Origin of the sequence: Actinoplanes missouriensis 431, assembly GCF_000284295.1 — a bacterium.
Taxonomy (GTDB): Bacteria; Actinomycetota; Actinomycetes; order Mycobacteriales; family Micromonosporaceae; genus Actinoplanes; species Actinoplanes missouriensis.
In genome coordinates, this window is the sequence record NC_017093.1 from 74,385 (window position 1) to 90,587 (window position 16,203).

The window sequence follows — 16,203 nt, forward strand, 5'->3', positions numbered from 1 at the left end:
GTTCAGCCCCGGGCGGTGTGCCGGCGGAGCAGGCGCATCGCCCCGGGTTCGACCGATGACCACGGTTTCTCGCCGCTGTGCACGGCGATCCCGGAGGTCTTGATCTCCACGACCGTGCCTTGGAACTGGTCGTCCGGCAGCATCAGCGCGGACACTTCGGACATCGTCGGGTTGTGGCCGACGATCAGGACCGTCCGGACCGTGTCGGGGACCGCGCGGAGCAGGTCGAACACCTCGGTGCGGCCACCCTCGTAAAGACCCTCTTCATACCGGACCTCGGGCGCGCCGTGCGGGTGCTCGCCCTGCACCAGCGCGATCGAGGCGGCCTGCCAGGTCTGCCGGGTGCGTTTCGCCGGCGAGCAGAGGACCAGGTCCGGGTGCAGCCGGGCGTCGGCCAGCCAGGCGCCCGCGGCGTCCGCGTCGGACTCCCCGCGATCGGTGAGTGCGCGGTCGAAGTCGTCGAGGTCGCCGGGCGTCTCAGCCTTGGCGTGGCGCAGCAGGATCAGCGTTCGCGTGGTCATGGGAACCAGCTTGCCTGATTGGAATTTCGGCCGGGCGGGTAAACGGTCGTCCGACGCATTCACCACGGTCGAGCGCTGACGCTCGGTCGAGCGGACACCACCCGAGGAGGGTCCGATGGGCATCGGCGCAAGCATTTTCCTGCTGGCTCTGGGGGCGATCCTGGCGTTCGCCGTGGAGGCGGACATCAGTGGCCTGGACATCAGCGTGATCGGCTGGATTCTGATGGCCGCCGGCCTGGCCGGACTGATCATCACGCTCTGGTTCTGGAACAGCCGCCGCCGCACGGTGGTGACCCGGACGCAGCAGCCGGTTGCCGGTGCCGGGTACAGCGAGTACCGCGAGGTCCGCCGGAACGACGACGTGCCCCCGCCGCCGCCCCCGGCCTACTCCTGATCAAACAATGAAAGCCCGGGTCCGATGCGGACCCGGGCTTTCATGCATATAGCGCGAAATAAATCGCGATGTGGTGGCAGATCGCCGCCACCAGCGTGCAGGCGTGGAAGAACTCGTGGTGGCCGAAGACGGTCGGCCACGGGTTCGGCCGGCGCAGAGCGTAGAAGACCGCCCCGACCGTGTAGATCAGGCCACCGACCACCATCAGGACCAAGCAGGTCACGCTGACGTGCAGAATGTCCGGGATGATGGCGACCGCGACCCAGCCGAGCGCCACATAGAGCGGCGCTCCCACCCAGCGGGGCACGTGCGGCCAGATGACCTTCAGCGCGACACCGCCGAGAGCGCCGATCCAGACCAGGCTGAGCATCAGCGTGGCCTTGCTGTCGCTCAGGAGCAGCACACAGAACGGCGTGTAGGTGCCGGCGATGAAGATGAAGATCATTGAGTGATCCATCCGCCGCATGATCTGGTAGCCGCGTTCGCTCCAGACCCGGCGGTGGTACAGCGCGCTGACGCCGAAGAGGCCGCAGACGGTGATGCTGTAGATCAGGCAGCTGATGAACGGGCCGATGCCGGGGCGGCTCCACGCGATCGAGCAGAGCACGATGCCGCAGACGGCGGCGACGAAGAACGCGTACTGATGCAACCGGCCGCGCAGACGCGGCTTGCCGAGGTCGGCCGGCTTCATCCGGAACGGGGTGGGTGCTGTCACGGGTTCCAGGTTACGGCACCGTAGGTTACTAATGGGTAGTGACGCCGGATACGACAGGCCATCCCGGATGATTTCCTCATGAAGGTAAGACGTGTGGGCGCCTCAGCGCTACTGATCGAGTGTCCGGACGCCACCCGGGTGGAGGATTGGCGCGCCGAGCTCTGGCGCCGCCGGGAGACCGGTGAACTCGAGGCCGTCGACATCGTCCCGGGCGCCCGCACGGTCCTGCTCGACGGCGTTCCGACCGGCACCGAGGAGCGCCTCGCCGGATGGGAGCCCGCGCCCGGCGGCACGCGTGATCCCGGCCCGCTCGTCGAGGTTCCGGCCACGTTCGACGGCGCGGATCTGCCGGACGTCGCCGAGATCTGGCAGGTCTCCGTCGAAGAAGCCGTGAAACGCCTGGTGGAGACGCCACTGACCGTCGCGTTCTGCGGCTTCGCTCCGGGTTTCGCCTATCTGCGCGGACTTCCCGAGGCCTGGTCGGTGCCCCGGCTTCCGGCGCCCCGCCCGCGCGTCCCGGCCGGATCGATAGCTCTCGCCGCCGGCTACGCCGGCATCTATCCCACGGCCTCGCCGGGCGGGTGGCGGCTGGTGGGCCACACCCCATTGACGATCTTTGAGGTACGGCGGGAGCAGCCCGCCCTGCTCACCCCGGGAACGCGCGTGAAGCTGGTGCAGCAGTGATCACCGTGCTGCGGGCCGGCCCGCTCACCACCGTGCAGGACCTCGGCCGGCCCGGATACGCCCACCTCGGTGTCCCCCGGTCCGGTGCGCTCGACATTCCCGCGCTGCGCCGGGCCAACCGCCTCGCCGGGAACCCGGACGGCACGGCGGCGCTGGAGACCACCCTGATGGGCTGCAGACTGCGGTTCGAGGCGCCGGCCACCGTCGCGGTGACGGGTGCGGTCGCCACCGTGAAACTGGATCGGGAGCCGGTCAGTGGCCCGGTCGTCGACGTGCCGGCCGGTGGTGTGCTGGAGATCGGCCGAGCGGTACGGGGCGTGCGCTCCTACCTCGCCGTGGCCGGTGGGATCGCCGTCGAAGCGGTGCTCGGCAGCCGGTCCACCGACACCCTGGCCGGAATCGGGCCGGAGCGGCTGGCCGACGGCATGACGCTGCCGGTCGGGACGGTCTCCGGTGGGGTGGACGGCGTTGCCGGGGACGGGTCGCCGATCGGCGAGGAGATCGAGCTCGGGGTCCGGCTCGGGCCGCGGGACGACTGGTTCGACGTCGCGGGACTGTTCGGTACCCCGTACACGATCAGTCCGATGAGCAACCGCGTCGGGGCCCGGCTGGCCGGCACCGCCGTGACCCGCGCCCGGGCCGGCGAACTTCCCTCCGAAGGCGTGGTGCTCGGCGCCGTGCAGGTGCCGGCGGACGGGCAGCCGATCGTCTTCCTGGCCGACCATCCCACCACCGGGGGATATCCGGTGATAGGCGTGGTCGGCGACGTCACGCCGCTCGCGCAGGCCCGGCCGGGGACTACGGTACGTTTCCGTGACCTCGATTGATCTCAACGCCGACCTCGGTGAGGGATTCGGCGCCTGGACACTCGGCGACGACGACGCCCTGCTCTCCGTCGTGACCTCGGCGAACGTGGCGTGCGGCTTCCACGCCGGCGACCCGTCCACGATGCGCCGGGTCTGCCGGACGGCAGCGGAGAACGGCGTCGCGGTCGGCGCGCAGGTCGGCTACCGGGATCTGGCCGGTTTCGGTCGGCGGCGGATCGAGTACGCACGGGACGAGCTGCGCGACGACATCCTTTACCAGGTCGGCGCGCTGGAGGCGTTCTGCCGGGCGGCCGGTGATCGGGTGCGTTACCTGAAGCCGCACGGCGCCCTCTACAACACCGCGGCGGTCGACCCGGTGCAGGCCGGCGCCGTGGTCGACGCGGTGCTCGCCTGGGACCCGGCGATGCCGGTGCTCTGCCAGCCGGGGTCGGTGCTGGCGGTGGCCGCGGCCGAGGCCGGGCTGACCGTGGTCGGCGAGGGATTCGCCGACCGTGGGTACTCGGCGGACGGCCGGCTGGTGCCACGGTCGGCCGCCGGCGCCCTGGTCCATGCGCCGGGTGATGTGGTGGAGCGTGCCGTGCGGATGGCGGTCCGGGGTGAGGTGGTCGCCGTGGACGGGACCGTCGTGCCGTGCCCGGTCCGGTCGATCTGCGTGCACGGGGACACACCGGGAGCGGTGGAGCTGGCCCGCGCGGTCCGGGCCGGGCTTGCGGGCCAGCTTCACGTCAAGCCGTTCGTCTAACTCCCGTCCATGCCGCGGAGGATCAGCGGTAGCCGGTTCGGGGCGGCCGGGTCGATCACGATCGGGACGCCCCAGTCCTGACGGGTCAGGTGGCAGGCGCCGAACTCCGCGTCCACGTCGCACGTCGCCGCCTGCGCGACCACCTGGAGCACACCCTTCGGCACGTCCGGGTTGAGCACCAGCGTGCGGGAGAGATCCGTGGTGACGCCGGCGCCGTCGAGCAGCAGCTCGGCGGGTGAGGCCGACACGGTGAGCCGTAGCGGTGAGCCGAACTGGCTGTCCAGTTTCTGGCCCGGCGCCGGCGTGAAGATCACGTCGAGGGTGACCTCGCCCGGCGACAGGTGCGACGGCGGGCGCTCGGTCTTGTGCCGCTCGCCGCTGACCGTTTTCACCACGCCGGGCGCGAGCCGGGTCAGCCGGTGCGCTGCCGACTCCACGACCAGCACCTCGTTGTCGCTGGTCACCAGCACGTCGCTCGGCTCGGCCAGCCCGGAGTCCACGGTGGAGACGGCATCGGCCGCCGGGTCGAAGCGGCGGACCGCACCGTTGTACGTGTCGGCGACCAGCACCGAGCCATCCGGCAGAGCCGCCACACCGAGCGGGTGCTGGAAGAGCGCCTCCTCCGCCTTACCGTCCACGTGACCGAAATCGAACAGGCCCTGGCCGACCGCGGTGTGCAGCACGCCGTCCTCGACGTAGCGCAGCGCCGACGTCTCGCTGTCCGCGATCCAGAGACGCTTGCCGTCCCGGCTGACCGACAGGCCCGACGGCTGGGCCATCCACACGTCCGGCAGGGGTCCGTCGCGCAGCGCCTCGACCGTGGTGCCGGCGTAGACGCCGACCGTGCGCTTGATCGGGTCGAACCACCAGAGCTGGTGGATGCCGGCCATCGCGATGATGACCTTGTCGTCGAACCACGCCAGGTCCCACGGGGAGGAGAGGTCGGCGGCGAGCGCGTCGTGCGGGCGGTCGTCCACCGTGGAACGCCACGGCTTGCCGGAGCCGGCCACCACGTGGATCTCGCCGGTCTCGGTGCGCAGGGCCCGCAGCTGGTGGTTCACGGTGTCGGCGACGATGACGTCGTAATTGGTGATCTTGGAGATCTCGGGCGGCAGCTGGACCATGCCCTGCGGCTCGCTGAACGGCTCGTTCCGGTTCTCGCCGCCGAACCGGCGGACCAGCGTCTCGCCGTCCCGCTCCAGCTCGACGATCGAGTGCCGGGCCGAGTCGGAGACCAGCAGATTGCCGTTCGCCAGCTCGATCGCCTTGCCGGGGAAGCGGAGCAGACCCTCCGGCACCGGCGGCGGAACGAACGGCCCGTCGCCGCGGTGCAGGGTGCCGTCCGCCTCGTGCTTGACGATCAGCTCGTCGATCAGCCGGGACAGGCCCTCGGCGTGGCCCTCGCCGGCCATCGAGGCAACCAGGTAACCGGTCGGGTCGACCACGGCCAGGGTGGGCCAAGCCTTCGCGGCGTACTGCTGCCAGAGGTGCATGTCGCCGTCGTCGACGACCGGGTGGTGCACGCCGTACCGCTCCACGGCGGCGGCCAGGGCCACCGGGTCACGCTCGTGCTCGAACTTCGGGGAGTGGACGCCGATCACCACGATGGCGTCGCCGTACTTCTCCTCCAGCGGCCGCAGCTCGTCCAGGACATGCAGACAGTTGATGCAGCAGAACGTCCAGAAGTCCAGAATAAGGATCTTGCCCCGCAGGTCGGCGAGGGTCAGATCCTTGCCGCCGGTGTTGAGCCAGCCGCGGCCCTTGAGTTCGGGCGCACGCACGCGAGAGTTCATGACGCCCATCGTGCCTCACGGCCGCGGTCCCGCCCACCGGCGGGACCGCAGCTGTGATCAGGCTTTACTCAGGCCTTCGGCTTCAGGCACAGGACCTGGTCGCCGCCGTCCTTCGGCACCACGATGTACGGCTGGGCCTGGTCGGCGCACTGCTCCTTGGCGCCGGCGATCGACACGACCTCGAACGCGCCGGCGGTCGAGCAGTCCGCCTTCACCGGCTTGTTGCCCGAACTCCGGGTCACGCAGTCACCCTGCGCCACGTTGAACTCGTCGTCACCCGAGATCAGGTAGACCAGGCCGAACACCAGCGCCAGCAGCAGACCCGCGCCGAGCACGACCGCGATGGTGACCGGCACGGTGCGCACGTTCACCTTCGGCGAGGCAGGCGCCGGCGGCTCCTCCGCCTTGAACTGCTCGAACCGGTCCTGCTCGTCCGGACCCGGCCAGCTCGTCGTGTCCTCCGGGCCAGGCGGCGTAACCGTGGCCCGCGCCGCCGGGCTGCCCGGGTAGACACCGGGAGCCGGCTCGCCCGGCATCGGCGGCAGGGCGGGCGCCGGAACGTACGGGTTGCTGCCCCGCCCGGAGACGTCCGTGGTGAGCTCGCTGAACTGGTCCGGCGACGCGCCACGGCCGGCGAGGTCGGTGGTGAACTCGTTGAACGGCGGACCGGCCGGGTCGCCGGGGCGAGCCGGGGAACCGGGGGCGCCGAACGCCGGGCCACCCGACGACGGGAACTGCGGAGATCCGGGCATCGAGTACGGGGATCCGCCCGAACCCGGGAACGGCGGCGCGCCCGGAGTGTCCTGCGGTGCGATCCGCGCGCTGGCCGAGGCACGGGCCGACGCCCGGGCAGGGGACTGTGGCGCGACGCCCGGAGCTTCGTTGCCGAAACCACCGTCACGCTGCGGGAACGGGACGCTGCCGAAGCCACCGCTCGGTTCGGAGCCGTTGTCGTCGGCCCGCTGCCCGTAGGCGTCGTCGGCCCGCTGACCGTATGCGTTGTCGTCTGCGCGCTGGCCGTAGGTGTTGTCGTCGGGCCGCTGGCCGTAGGTGTTGCTCTGCGGGGCGTCGCCGGGCCGGGGGCCGAACGGGCCCGCGTCGCCGGGGTGCTGGTCTTCGCCGGGGCGCTGGCTTTCACCGGGATACTGGCTTTCACCAGGGCGCTGGCTTTCACCAGGGCGCTGGCTTTCACCAGGGCGCTGGCCGAACGGGTTCTCGGCGCCGGGCTGCTGCGGGTAGCCGCGCTGCGGAAGCGGAGCCGCCGCGAAGCCGCCACTCGGCTCGTCGTCGGTGCGCTGTCCGGGGCCGGGGAAACCGGAGCCGTTGTTCGAGGGGTGACCGCCGGGCGGCGTGAACCGGTCCTGCTGGAACGAGCCGGAGGGCTCGTCCGCGTCCGGCCGCGGCGGCGCGAACGGAGCGCCGAACGGTGCTTCGTTCCGCTGCGCGGCGAACGGCGCGTCAGCCAGCGGCGCGGAGAACGGAGACTCCGCTTGCTGCGCGGAGGAAGCATCCTGCTGCGGCACGCCGTAGGGGGAATCGCTCTGCTGCGTCCCAAAAGGAGCATTGGGCTGCTGCGACCCGAAGGGAGCGTCGGTCTGCTGCGTTCCGTAAGGCGCGTCGGCCGGCCGGGACCCGTAAGGAGCCTCGGCCTGCTGCGCTCCGTACGGCGCGTCGGTCTGCGGCACACCGTAGGGCGCGTCGGGCTGCTGTGCCCCGAACGGCGCGTCGGCCTGCGGCGTTCCATAGGGCGCGTCCGGCTGCTGGCCTCCGAAAGGCGCGTCCTGGTGTTGCGGCGCGTTCGGCTGCTGCGGGAACGGTGAGTCCGCGTGCTGCCCGGCACCGGCCGGGGAGAACGGCGCGGCCGGGAACGCGCCGGACTGCTCGCTGTCGGAGCGGTCCTCGTCGCTGGTCTCCAGCTCGGCCGGGGGTGTTGCGGCGGGACGGCCGTAGACCCGGGCTTGAGGAGCGGGTGCCGGTGGCGGGAGTTCGGTGGCGTCGACGCGGGCGCCGGGCACCGACGCGCTGGCCGTCACCGGGCGGGCCGAGCCGACCGCGGGGCGTTCGCCCGGGTCGCGCGGCTGCGGCACGGCGCTGCCGGAAGTCGGCGCGGGCGCCGGAGGGGGAGTCGGCGCGCCACCGGTGCCGAGTGCGGCACCGGGCACACGCTGCGGGAATCCGGAACCACCGGCAGGCTCGGCGTCACGGTCGGCGGAAGCCTCCGGACCGGCCTCAGCCGACCCGAACCCGCCACCGGCCGGCGAGGCGTTCCCAAAGCCGTTCGCGGACTGCGGCGCGTTCCCGAACGGGCCGTCCGCCTGCTGCGCGGACCCATAGGTGCCACCGGACTGAGGCGCCGGCGGGAAACCCGGGTCGGACTGCTGCGGGGATCCGTATGCGCCGCCGGACTGCGGGGCGGAACCGTAGGTCCCACCCTGCTGCGGAGCGGAGCTGAACGGCTGCGCGCTCCCGTCACCCTGCGGGGCGGAGCCGAACGGGTCACCCTGCGGGGCGGAGCCGAACGGGTCACCCTGCGGGGCGGAGCCGAACGGGCCGCCGAACTGCGGCTGCCCACCACCGGGCACGGCGCCCGGCTCCGACGGGGTGCGGGACGGGAGGTCCACGCCGGCGCCGTCGTTCTCGATGGCTGGGCCGGCCGGCGTGCGCAGCGGGAAGCCGCTGCCGTCGCCGCGCCGGGTCGGGAAGGCGGCCGGCCGGCTCGGGTCGGAGCTCTCGGGGGCGGCGGCGGTGCGAGCGTTGTTCTGCATCCAGCTGTTCTGTGCCGGGCCCGCGGTGAAACCGCTCGGGCCGGAAGAGTCGGGGAGGTCGGTGAGGCTGGCGCCGGGCACGCGCACCGGCTGGTCACCGAAAGCGGAGAAACTGGTGCCGCCGGAGTCGTCCGAGGCCGGAACGGAAGCGCCCGGGGTGCGTGTGGGCAGCCCACCGGGGCCGCTGGAACCAGCGGAGGCCTGGGCCGGGGGAGCGGCCGGCGGAGTCCAGCCGGCCTGCCCGGGAGTACCGGAGCCAGCGGGCGCGCCCGGGAAGCCGGAAGCCGGCGATCCATAGGGCGCCGCACCGGGAGTGACCGGCCCATAGGGCGAGGCGGTCGGCTCGCGGCGGGGCAGCTCGTTCTCCTCGGCCGGCACGCGGGCCGAACCATACGGAGTGCCGGCCGGCTTGGGGCCGGCGCCGAACGCGGCGACCTGCGGGACCACGAACGGCGAGCCGCCGTTCGGCGTGGCCTGCGGCGGAGGGCCGTAGGAGGTGGGGACGTTGTCGGCCGGCGCCGGGGCGGATGCCCGACCGGCCGGTCGCTGACCATCGGACTCGGACGGGAAGCCACCTGAGCCGCCGGGCGGGAAGCCACCCGAGCCGTCGGGAGAGTAGCCACCCGGACCGCCGGGCGAGTAACCCCCCGAACCGTCAGGCGAGTAACCGCCCGAACCAGGTCCGCCCGACGTGGCTTCGGCCGGCTGACCGGCGTGGTGCCCCTCGGACGTCATACGCGCCTCCTCGTTTCTGCGGCCGTGCCAGCTTTGCACGGACGCGGCCCCGCCGGCGTCCTTCCGCCGAAGGGCCGTGCCAGCTCTCCGGCCAGGCCGTGCTGGGGCCCGGATCAGCAAGCCGCCGGTGGCCCCGGTCCCCCTCGCCGACCGGCCGCGCCGGCTTGAGGACCGTGCCCAACCGTACCGGGCGTCGGCGACCGGAGGAATCCCGGTGTACGCCCCGGAGGGACCGGTGTCCGATCTTCAAGAGTGGTTTTTGACACGAAAAGGCCCGTCCGGATGATCCGGACGGGCCGTTCGTTGCTCATAACCCCTCGAAGATGCGCCCTTGGTTCAGCTGGGCTGCCTCTGCGAGAAGAAGGCGATCTCGTCACGCATCGCCTGCGTGGGCGCCGACTGCATGGCGCGGTCGATGGCGCGGTTCTGGCGGCTGATCATCCGACGCCGGCGGATGCGGTCGATCATGCTCATGGCCCTGCTTCTTTCCCCGGCTCTTGGCCGGCCTTGCTCATGACGAGCGCGACCGGTCCCGCTTGTGGCGGTCACCTCGGCGCACGTCTCGGTGTTGATCCGAGTATGCGCCTCCAATGAGGAGCTTTCCAAACTATTTGGGGGTGAGCTGGGTCATCTGCTTACGGATCGAAGGTCCGCACCCGTCCGGGCCGAAAGAATCTATCCCCAGGTGAGCATCGCCGTCTTCGGGTCGGAGAGGAAGGCGCCGACGTCCCGGAGGAACTTCGAGCCCAGTTCGCCGTCGATGATCCGGTGGTCGAAGGAGAGCCCGAGGGTCGTGACCTGGCGAATCTTGATCTTGCCGTTGTGCACCCACGGTGTCGGCCGGATCGCGCCGAGGGCCAGGATCGCCGACTCGCCGGGCGGCAGGATCGGCGTGCCGGTGTCGACGCCGTACACGCCGACGTTCGTGATCGAGAACGTGCCGCCGGCCATGTCGGACGGCGGCGTCTTGCCCGAGCGGGCCTTCCGGATCAGGTCGTTGAGCGCGGTGGCCAGCTCCGGCAGGGCGAGCCGGCCGGCGTCCTTGACGTTCGGGACGATCAGCCCGCGCTCGGTCGCGGCCGCGATGCCGAGGTTCACGTACTCCTTCACGATGATCTCGCCGGTCTCGCCGGACCAGGTGGAGTTGACCATCGGGTATCGCTTGATCGCGAGCAGCACGGCTTTCGCCACGAGCAGCAGCGGGGAGATCTTCTGCTCGGCGAACTCGGGCCGGCCGCGCAGTTTCTCCAGCGTCTTCACGGTCCGGGTCACGTCGACCGTGAGGAACTCGGTGACGTGCGGCGCGGTGAACGCGGACGCGACCATGTTGGCCGCGGTCAGCTTCCGCACTCCCTTGATCGGGATCCGCTGCTCCCGCGACCCGGTTTCCGCGGCGCCGTTCAGCGCGGGCGCGGGGGTCAGGTCCGGCTCGGCGACGGCTTGCGCCACTGCCTTCTGTACGTCGTCGCGCGTCACCGACCCGGACGGGCCGGTGCCGATGATCGTTGCGAGGTCCACGCCGAGATCCCGGGCCAGTTTGCGGACCGGCGGTTTCGCCAGAACCGGTCCACCCACGGTTGCCGTGATCGGGGCGGGCGCGGGCCGGACGGGTTGCGGCGTTTCCTGCGATGCCATCGCGAGCGGGACGGCCGGGATGCCGGGAGCCGCCGCAGGCGGGGTGGCCGCCGTTGCGTTTGTGGGAGTCGCAGGCGTACCCGATCGGGGTCTTCTCTTTGCGGTTGTGGTTTTCGGGCCGTAACCGACGAGCACCGCCGTGCGGCCGCCCGGAGCCGGACCACCGATGAGGCCGGCCTCCGGGTCGTCACCTGCGGCGGGAGCGGATGGGGCGGATGCGGGTTCGGCGATCGGGCCCGCGCCGGGATCGGTGTCGATCGAGATGATCGGCTTGCCCACCTCGACCACCGTGCCGGCCTCGTGGAAGATCTTGGTGACCACGCCGGCCCACTTGGCGGGGATCTCGACTGCTGCTTTCGCCGTCTCCACCTCGACGATCGGCTGGTTCAGCTCGATCGTGTCGCCGACCTTGACGAGCCAGGCCAGGATCTCGCCCTCGGTGAGGCCTTCGCCCAGGTCGGGCAGGTTGAATTCCTTGATCCGGGACATCGGCGTCACCAGCCGAACGCGCGGTCGACGGCGTCCAGCACACGGTCGAGATCGGGGAGGTACTCCTCCTCGGCCCGTGCCGCCGGATAGGGGATGTCGTAGCCGGTGACCCGTAGGACCGGCGCCTCCAGGGAGTAGAAGCACTCCTCGGTGATCCGGGCGGCGAGTTCCGCGCCGAGGCCCAGGTTGCCCGGCGCCTCGTGCACGACGACCGCGCGGCCGGTCCGCTTCACCGACTCGAAGATCGTCGGGTAGTCCACCGGGGAGAGCGAGCGCAGGTCGATGACCTCCAGCTCACGGCCGTCCTCGGCGGCGGCCGCGGCGGCGTCCAGCGCCACCTTGACCATCGGGCCGTAGGCGAGCAGCGTCGCGGCCGAGCCGGGCCGGGCCACCCGTGCCGCGTGCAGCGGGAAGGCCCCGGACAGCGGCGCGTCGAGATCGACCGCGCCCTTCTCCCAGTACCGCCGTTTCGGCTCGAAGAAGACGATCGGGTCGTCCGAGGTGATCGCCTGCTGGATCATCGAGTACGCGTCCGCGGGGTTGGCGCAGGTCACCACCTTGAGACCGGGGGTGTGCGCGAAGTACGCCTCGGGGGACTCGGAGTGGTGCTCGACAGCGCCGATGCCACCGCCGAACGGGATCCGGATGACGATCGGCAACCGCACGTTGCCCTTGGAGCGGTAATGCATCTTCGCGACCTGGCTGACGATCTGGTTGTAGGCCGGGAAGACGAAGCCGTCGAACTGGATCTCGCAGACCGGCCGGTAACCGCGGATCGCGAGGCCGACAGCGGTCCCGATGATGCCGGCCTCGGCGAGCGGGGTGTCGATCACCCGGTCCTCGCCGAAGTCCTTCTGCAGGCCGTCGGTGATCCGGAAGACACCGCCGAGCTTGCCGACGTCCTCCCCCATGATCACTACCTTGGGGTCGTTCTCCAGCGCGCGGCGCAGGCCGTGGTTGAGCGCCTTGCCCAGGTTGATCGTCTCGGTCATCAGTGCCCACTCCCCTCGAACGAAGCCTGGTATCTGGCGAACGCGTTCCGCTGCGCCGCCACTTCCGGCGAACCGTTCGGATAGACGTGGTCGAACATGGCGACCGGTTGCGGATCGGGCATCGCGAGGACCCGCTCGCGCAGGTCCAGGGCGAGCGCGCCGGCGGTCTCGTCCACCTCGCCGAAGAAGTCGTCGCCGGCCAGCTGCTGCTTGGTGAGGAAGGCCTTGAGCCGCTTGATCGGGTCTTTCGCCTTCCAGGACTCGACCTCGCTGGAGATGCGGTAGCGGGTGGGGTCGTCGGAGCTGGTGTGTGCGCCCATGCGATAGGTGTACGCCTCGATCAGGGTCGGGCCCTGACCGGTACGGGCGTTGTCCAGCGCGGCGCGCGTCACCGCGTAGGTCGCGAGCACGTCGTTGCCGTCGACCCGGATGCCGGGGAAGCCGTAACCTCCGGCGCGCTGGTAGAGCGGGACGCGGGTCTGGCGCTCGAGGGGCTCGGAGATCGCGTACTGGTTGTTCTGGCAGAAGAAGACGATGGGGGCGTTGAAGACGCCGGACCAGACGAACGATTCGTTGACCTCGCCCTGGCTGGTGGCGCCGTCCCCGAAGTACGCGATCACGGCCTCGCCGTCCGTGCCGCCGGTCTTGCCGTCCATCGTGACGCCCATGGCGTACCCGGTGGCGTGCAGCGTCTGCGAGCCGATCACGATCGTGTAGGTGTTGAACCGGAACTCGTTCGGGTCCCAGCCGCCCTGGTCGACGCCGCGGAACAGGCCGAACGGCATGATCGGGTCGATGCCGCGGCAGTAGAGGACCCCGTGCTCGCGGTAGGTGGGGAACGCCATGTCCTGCGGGCGCAGCGCGCGGCCGGAACCGACCTGCGCCGCTTCCTGACCGAGCAGGCTGGCCCAGATGCCGAGCTCGCCCTGCCGCTGCAGGGCGACGGCCTCCGCGTCGAGCCGTCGGACGGTCACCAGATCCCGGTAGAGCTCCCGGTACTCCTCGTCGCTGAAATCGACGGTGTAGATGCTTCCGTCGGCGGTGGTCGCGCTGTCGATGCGCTCGCCGTCCGGGGTCAGCAGTTGGACGAAGCCGCCGGCCGGAACGTCGTTCCCGGCTTTGTCGCGCTCGCCTTTCGCCATCCGTGTCTCCTGTTTCCTCTCTGCGCCCGCGGCGGGTGTCTCCCGGCCACGCGGCTGACCACTGGGGCTGGCCGCGCCTGGCCCGGGTGGGGTTGCCGCGCGGCATGTTCCGGCTGCTCGTACTGCCGGGACGACCCGCCGAAGCCCCGCTGGTTGGCGAAAGGCGACGGCGGCGGTGCCGTCGACCCCATCCTGACAGAGGGAGTGACCTCGGTTACAGACTGCGTGGATCACAAATAGAGGTTTTCTCCTGACGCATCGTTAACGGTATTTGTCCGATTTAGTGGTCTTTGTGCTCTCACTCTAGTACGAATGGCTCCGCTGTGCCGCTGCCGAATGCGGAATGCATCGTTGCGTCAGTTGTCCGGAACGGATCCAGATGGATCTTTGTTCGTGCAGTTCGAACTGGGAGCCTTGCGTGCCGCACCTGCCCGACGACGACCACTTCGCGCCGCCCCCCAAGGTGCTGCGCAAGAGGATCGACGGGGTGTATCGCGAGGACCACGGATTCGCCGGGCCGACCCGCCGTTACGTGATCATGGTGGCGCTTCTGGTGGGGCTGGCCTCGGTGCCGACCCTCGCCGTGCTGACCACCGGTTCGCGTGAGATCTCCGGGCGGGATCGGCCGGGCGCCATGGACGTGCCGTTCCTGCCGCCGCCGGCCACCGGACCGGTCGGTCCGCCGGCCTCCGCGCCGGCTTCCCCCTCGCGGTCACCGTCTCCTCAGGCCGGTGCCGCGCCTTCCGCTACGGGACCGGGTCTGACCGATAAAGATCAGACCCAGCGGGGGTACGGGGTTAAGAGAGCACCGCGTCCGGCGAAGAAGCGGGCCACGGGGGTGACGGAAGAGCCGGCGATTTCGAATCCTGCGAAACCCCGCAAGAAGCCGTCCGATCGTCGGCGCTCTCCGGATCGCCAGGATTCGCCTCCTGATCGTCAGGGCCGGTCCCCTCATCGTCAGGACCCGTCCCCTGCCCGTCAGGATCCGTCCCCTGCCCGCCGCAGTCCGCCGCCGAGCCGTCCCCGCAGCCCTCGGATCCGGGATTTCCCGGTGCTCCGCGGTCTGCCCGTGGTGCCCGAGGACCACGACGTGAACCGGCCCGGGAAGCCGCGCGGATTTCCCACCGTGCCGGGCCTCCCCGACGTGCCGGACGAGGAAGAGCCCGAACCGCATTGGCGGCGCTGTGCGGCCGCCACGTCCCGGGAGAACCCGTCCCGGCACCGAACAGTCCACAGCGGCCGGTCGCCCGACCGGTCCGAGCCAGCCGGAGAACGACCATGGCCGATCGCCCGTACAACATCCGACCAGCCCGCATCCTCGAACAGAGCTACCCGGAGCGCGGACTCAACGTGCACCGGCTGCTCACCCAGCCCCGATCCAGCGAGGACCGGATGGTGAACCGCCCTTACCACGGCGCGCACCGGGCGGAGCACGCCGACACCGACGACTGGAGCGAGGCAGCCTGGCAGCGGAGCACCCGGGTGGGCCGCCACCACGTCGAGCCGACGAACGACCACTACTCGAACCGCCGCTGAGCAGGACCCTCGATGACGGCCTAGTCGTCGCGGTTGGCCTCCAGCCAGGCCTCGATGGCGGACGTGTCGCTCGGGTCGACGCCCTCGGCGATCAGCTGGGCGACCGCCGCCGTGGCCGGGCTGCGGCGCTCACCGGTGCTGTAGAGCCGGGCGAACTCCGGGACCAGCTCCTCCACCACGGACCTGGTCTGGTCGATCGCGGCCGCCGGCAGTCCCCGCTTGCGGCCCGCATAGGCCGTCCAGGCGCGGACCACCTGCGGCAGCATCGCGGCGTCGTCGATGTCGAGCACGGCGCGCCGGTGCACCCAGTCCAGCAGGAACAGCCCGGCCACGGCCGGGCTCCAGCGCAGCGGGTCGCCGCCGGGCAGCGAGTCCGCGTGGTCCAGGATCAGGCTCAGACAGAAGCCGAACGAGTTGAGGTCCGCGTCCGGCAGGCCCTCGGCGGCGGCCTCCGGCGAGTCGGCGAAATCCCGGGCCAGGTCGCCACCGGCCAGGCCGCCGGACGGCTCCTCCAGCGGCGGCGTGGTCAGCTCCGGCAGCAGGGCCAGCCGGGCGGCGGCGAGCGCGCGGTCGGTGGCGATCGAGCCGTCCGAGGGCAGCTCGCTCAGGTCGTCGGTGATCTCCAGGTGGCGGCCGACCTCGTCGCGCAGGCGGCCCGGGTCCTCGGTGCGGAACCAGATCAGCTCGTCCGCCTCGCAGAGCGAGCGCACCTGGCTGAGCAGGGTGTCGGCCGCGGCGGTGACGAACAGGTCCTTGGTGATGCCGATGTTGTGGTCGACGACCGCCACCACCGCGTGCTCCGGCCCGCCGTCCGAACTGTCCTCGTAGGCGAACGTAACGACGTAGGAGGTCTGGTCGCCGTAGACGTCCCCGTACGCGAAGCAGCCGGTGGGGCGCACCCGGCCCAGCTGAGCGCCCCAGGACGGCGCCCGGTCGTCGTGGCCGACCGCCGCGGCGCCGTCGGCGTCCGGCACCAGGGCGGCGAAGACCTCCCGGATCGTCACCGCCTCCGCCACCGGGCCGGTCTTGCTGAGGAACTGGCCCACGAAGTCGCGCACCGCATCGGCCCGGTGCCGGTCGGCCACCTGGTAGACGCTGCCCAGCAACGCCGCGCCGAGCATCTCCGCGTCGAGCGCGCAGCCCAGCTTCGTGACATCGCGGGCCGCGTGCAGAACGGCCTCGTACGCGGTCTGGGGTGCCGGCATGTCGCGAGCCTACGCCCGGGACACCTGG

Annotated in this window: 14 protein-coding genes; 5 read left to right on the top strand and 9 right to left on the bottom strand. The window is 71.3% G+C overall.

The window, feature by feature from the left end; translation table 11 throughout:
• Window positions 1–2 precede the first annotated feature (2 nt).
• Entirely contained in the window at window positions 3–521 is a 519-nt protein-coding gene (locus AMIS_RS00345) for a SixA phosphatase family protein (RefSeq protein ID WP_014440187.1), read from the bottom strand.
• A 115-nt stretch (window positions 522–636) separates the two neighbouring features.
• On the opposite strand from AMIS_RS00345, the gene AMIS_RS00350 reads away from it, so the two are divergent.
• Complete coding sequence (locus tag AMIS_RS00350; protein ID WP_014440188.1) at window positions 637–915, top strand: DUF6458 family protein; 279 nt, start codon at window positions 637–639, stop codon at window positions 913–915.
• A 40-nt stretch (window positions 916–955) separates the two neighbouring features.
• Here the strand turns inward: AMIS_RS00350 and trhA are convergent, their stop codons facing one another.
• Window positions 956–1,606 carry a PAQR family membrane homeostasis protein TrhA gene (trhA, locus tag AMIS_RS00355; RefSeq protein WP_386933781.1) on the bottom strand — a complete coding sequence of 217 codons (651 nt, stop codon included), beginning with the start codon at window positions 1,604–1,606 and terminating at the stop codon, window positions 956–958.
• A 102-nt stretch (window positions 1,607–1,708) separates the two neighbouring features.
• Between trhA and AMIS_RS00360 the strand changes: the two genes are divergently transcribed.
• Genes AMIS_RS00360 through AMIS_RS00370 form a run of 3 tightly spaced genes read left to right on the top strand, consistent with a single transcriptional unit; the run spans window position 1,709 to window position 3,883 of the window.
• Entirely contained in the window at window positions 1,709–2,314 is a 606-nt protein-coding gene (locus tag AMIS_RS00360; RefSeq protein WP_014440190.1) for a 5-oxoprolinase subunit B family protein, read from the top strand.
• Window positions 2,311–3,141 (top strand): 5-oxoprolinase subunit C family protein, encoded by an 831-nt coding sequence (locus tag AMIS_RS00365; RefSeq protein ID WP_014440191.1) that lies wholly within the window; start codon window positions 2,311–2,313, stop codon window positions 3,139–3,141. Before AMIS_RS00360 ends, AMIS_RS00365 begins: the two co-directional genes overlap by 4 nt.
• The gene (locus tag AMIS_RS00370; protein WP_041830373.1) at window positions 3,137–3,883 is read left to right on the top strand and encodes a LamB/YcsF family protein; all 747 of its coding nucleotides are present in this window, start codon (window positions 3,137–3,139) and stop codon (window positions 3,881–3,883) included. Before AMIS_RS00365 ends, AMIS_RS00370 begins: the two co-directional genes overlap by 5 nt.
• Here the strand turns inward: AMIS_RS00370 and AMIS_RS00375 are convergent.
• The 6 genes from AMIS_RS00375 to pdhA form a co-directional block, all read right to left on the bottom strand.
• A complete protein-coding gene (locus AMIS_RS00375; protein WP_041829477.1) occupies window positions 3,880–5,676 on the bottom strand; it encodes an NHL domain-containing thioredoxin family protein in 1,797 nt (598 codons plus the stop codon). The genes AMIS_RS00370 and AMIS_RS00375 overlap by 4 nt on opposite strands.
• A 68-nt stretch (window positions 5,677–5,744) precedes the next feature.
• On the bottom strand, window positions 5,745–9,176 hold the full coding sequence (locus AMIS_RS00380) for an LppU/SCO3897 family protein (protein WP_014440194.1): 3,432 nt from the start codon (window positions 9,174–9,176) through the stop codon (window positions 5,745–5,747).
• Window positions 9,177–9,512: 336 nt separating this feature from the next.
• Window positions 9,513–9,650, bottom strand: a complete 138-nt coding sequence (locus AMIS_RS43240; protein ID WP_172666554.1) for a hypothetical protein — start codon at window positions 9,648–9,650, stop codon at window positions 9,513–9,515.
• Window positions 9,651–9,851: 201 nt separating this feature from the next.
• Window positions 9,852–11,309 (bottom strand): dihydrolipoamide acetyltransferase family protein, encoded by a 1,458-nt coding sequence (locus tag AMIS_RS00385; RefSeq protein WP_014440196.1) that lies wholly within the window; start codon window positions 11,307–11,309, stop codon window positions 9,852–9,854.
• Window positions 11,306–12,295 (bottom strand): alpha-ketoacid dehydrogenase subunit beta, encoded by a 990-nt coding sequence (locus AMIS_RS00390; RefSeq protein WP_041830374.1) that lies wholly within the window; start codon window positions 12,293–12,295, stop codon window positions 11,306–11,308. Before AMIS_RS00390 ends, AMIS_RS00385 begins: the two co-directional genes overlap by 4 nt.
• Window positions 12,292–13,434 (bottom strand): pyruvate dehydrogenase (acetyl-transferring) E1 component subunit alpha, encoded by a 1,143-nt coding sequence (gene pdhA / locus AMIS_RS00395; protein ID WP_014440198.1) that lies wholly within the window; start codon window positions 13,432–13,434, stop codon window positions 12,292–12,294. The genes AMIS_RS00390 and pdhA overlap by 4 nt, the downstream gene beginning before the upstream one ends.
• A gap of 1,278 nt (window positions 13,435–14,712) precedes the next feature.
• On the opposite strand from pdhA, the gene AMIS_RS00400 reads away from it, so the two are divergent.
• On the top strand, window positions 14,713–14,970 hold the full coding sequence (locus tag AMIS_RS00400; RefSeq protein WP_014440199.1) for a hypothetical protein: 258 nt from the start codon (window positions 14,713–14,715) through the stop codon (window positions 14,968–14,970).
• A 20-nt stretch (window positions 14,971–14,990) separates the two neighbouring features.
• Here AMIS_RS00400 and AMIS_RS00405 read toward each other — a convergent pair whose 3' ends face one another.
• On the bottom strand, window positions 14,991–16,175 hold the full coding sequence (locus AMIS_RS00405; RefSeq protein WP_014440200.1) for a hypothetical protein: 1,185 nt from the start codon (window positions 16,173–16,175) through the stop codon (window positions 14,991–14,993).
• Window positions 16,176–16,203: the final 28 nt, after the last annotated feature.

What these genes read in the sequence shown, in the direction of transcription:
- AMIS_RS43240 (WP_172666554.1), bottom strand. Translation starts at nt 9,650, where the DNA reads ATGAGCATGATCGACCGCATCCGCCGGCGTCGGATGATCAGCCGCCAG.
- AMIS_RS00375 (WP_041829477.1), bottom strand. Translation starts at nt 5,676, where the DNA reads ATGAACTCTCGCGTGCGTGCGCCCGAACTCAAGGGCCGCGGCTGGCTC.
- AMIS_RS00380 (WP_014440194.1), bottom strand. Translation starts at nt 9,176, where the DNA reads ATGACGTCCGAGGGGCACCACGCCGGTCAGCCGGCCGAAGCCACGTCG.
- pdhA (WP_014440198.1), bottom strand. Translation starts at nt 13,434, where the DNA reads ATGGCGAAAGGCGAGCGCGACAAAGCCGGGAACGACGTTCCGGCCGGC.
- AMIS_RS00405 (WP_014440200.1), bottom strand. Translation starts at nt 16,175, where the DNA reads ATGCCGGCACCCCAGACCGCGTACGAGGCCGTTCTGCACGCGGCCCGC.
- AMIS_RS00400 (WP_014440199.1), top strand. Translation starts at nt 14,713, where the DNA reads ATGGCCGATCGCCCGTACAACATCCGACCAGCCCGCATCCTCGAACAG.
- AMIS_RS00360 (WP_014440190.1), top strand. Translation starts at nt 1,709, where the DNA reads ATGAAGGTAAGACGTGTGGGCGCCTCAGCGCTACTGATCGAGTGTCCG.
- trhA (WP_386933781.1), bottom strand. Translation starts at nt 1,606, where the DNA reads ATGAAGCCGGCCGACCTCGGCAAGCCGCGTCTGCGCGGCCGGTTGCAT.
- AMIS_RS00350 (WP_014440188.1), top strand. Translation starts at nt 637, where the DNA reads ATGGGCATCGGCGCAAGCATTTTCCTGCTGGCTCTGGGGGCGATCCTG.
- AMIS_RS00345 (WP_014440187.1), bottom strand. Translation starts at nt 521, where the DNA reads ATGACCACGCGAACGCTGATCCTGCTGCGCCACGCCAAGGCTGAGACG.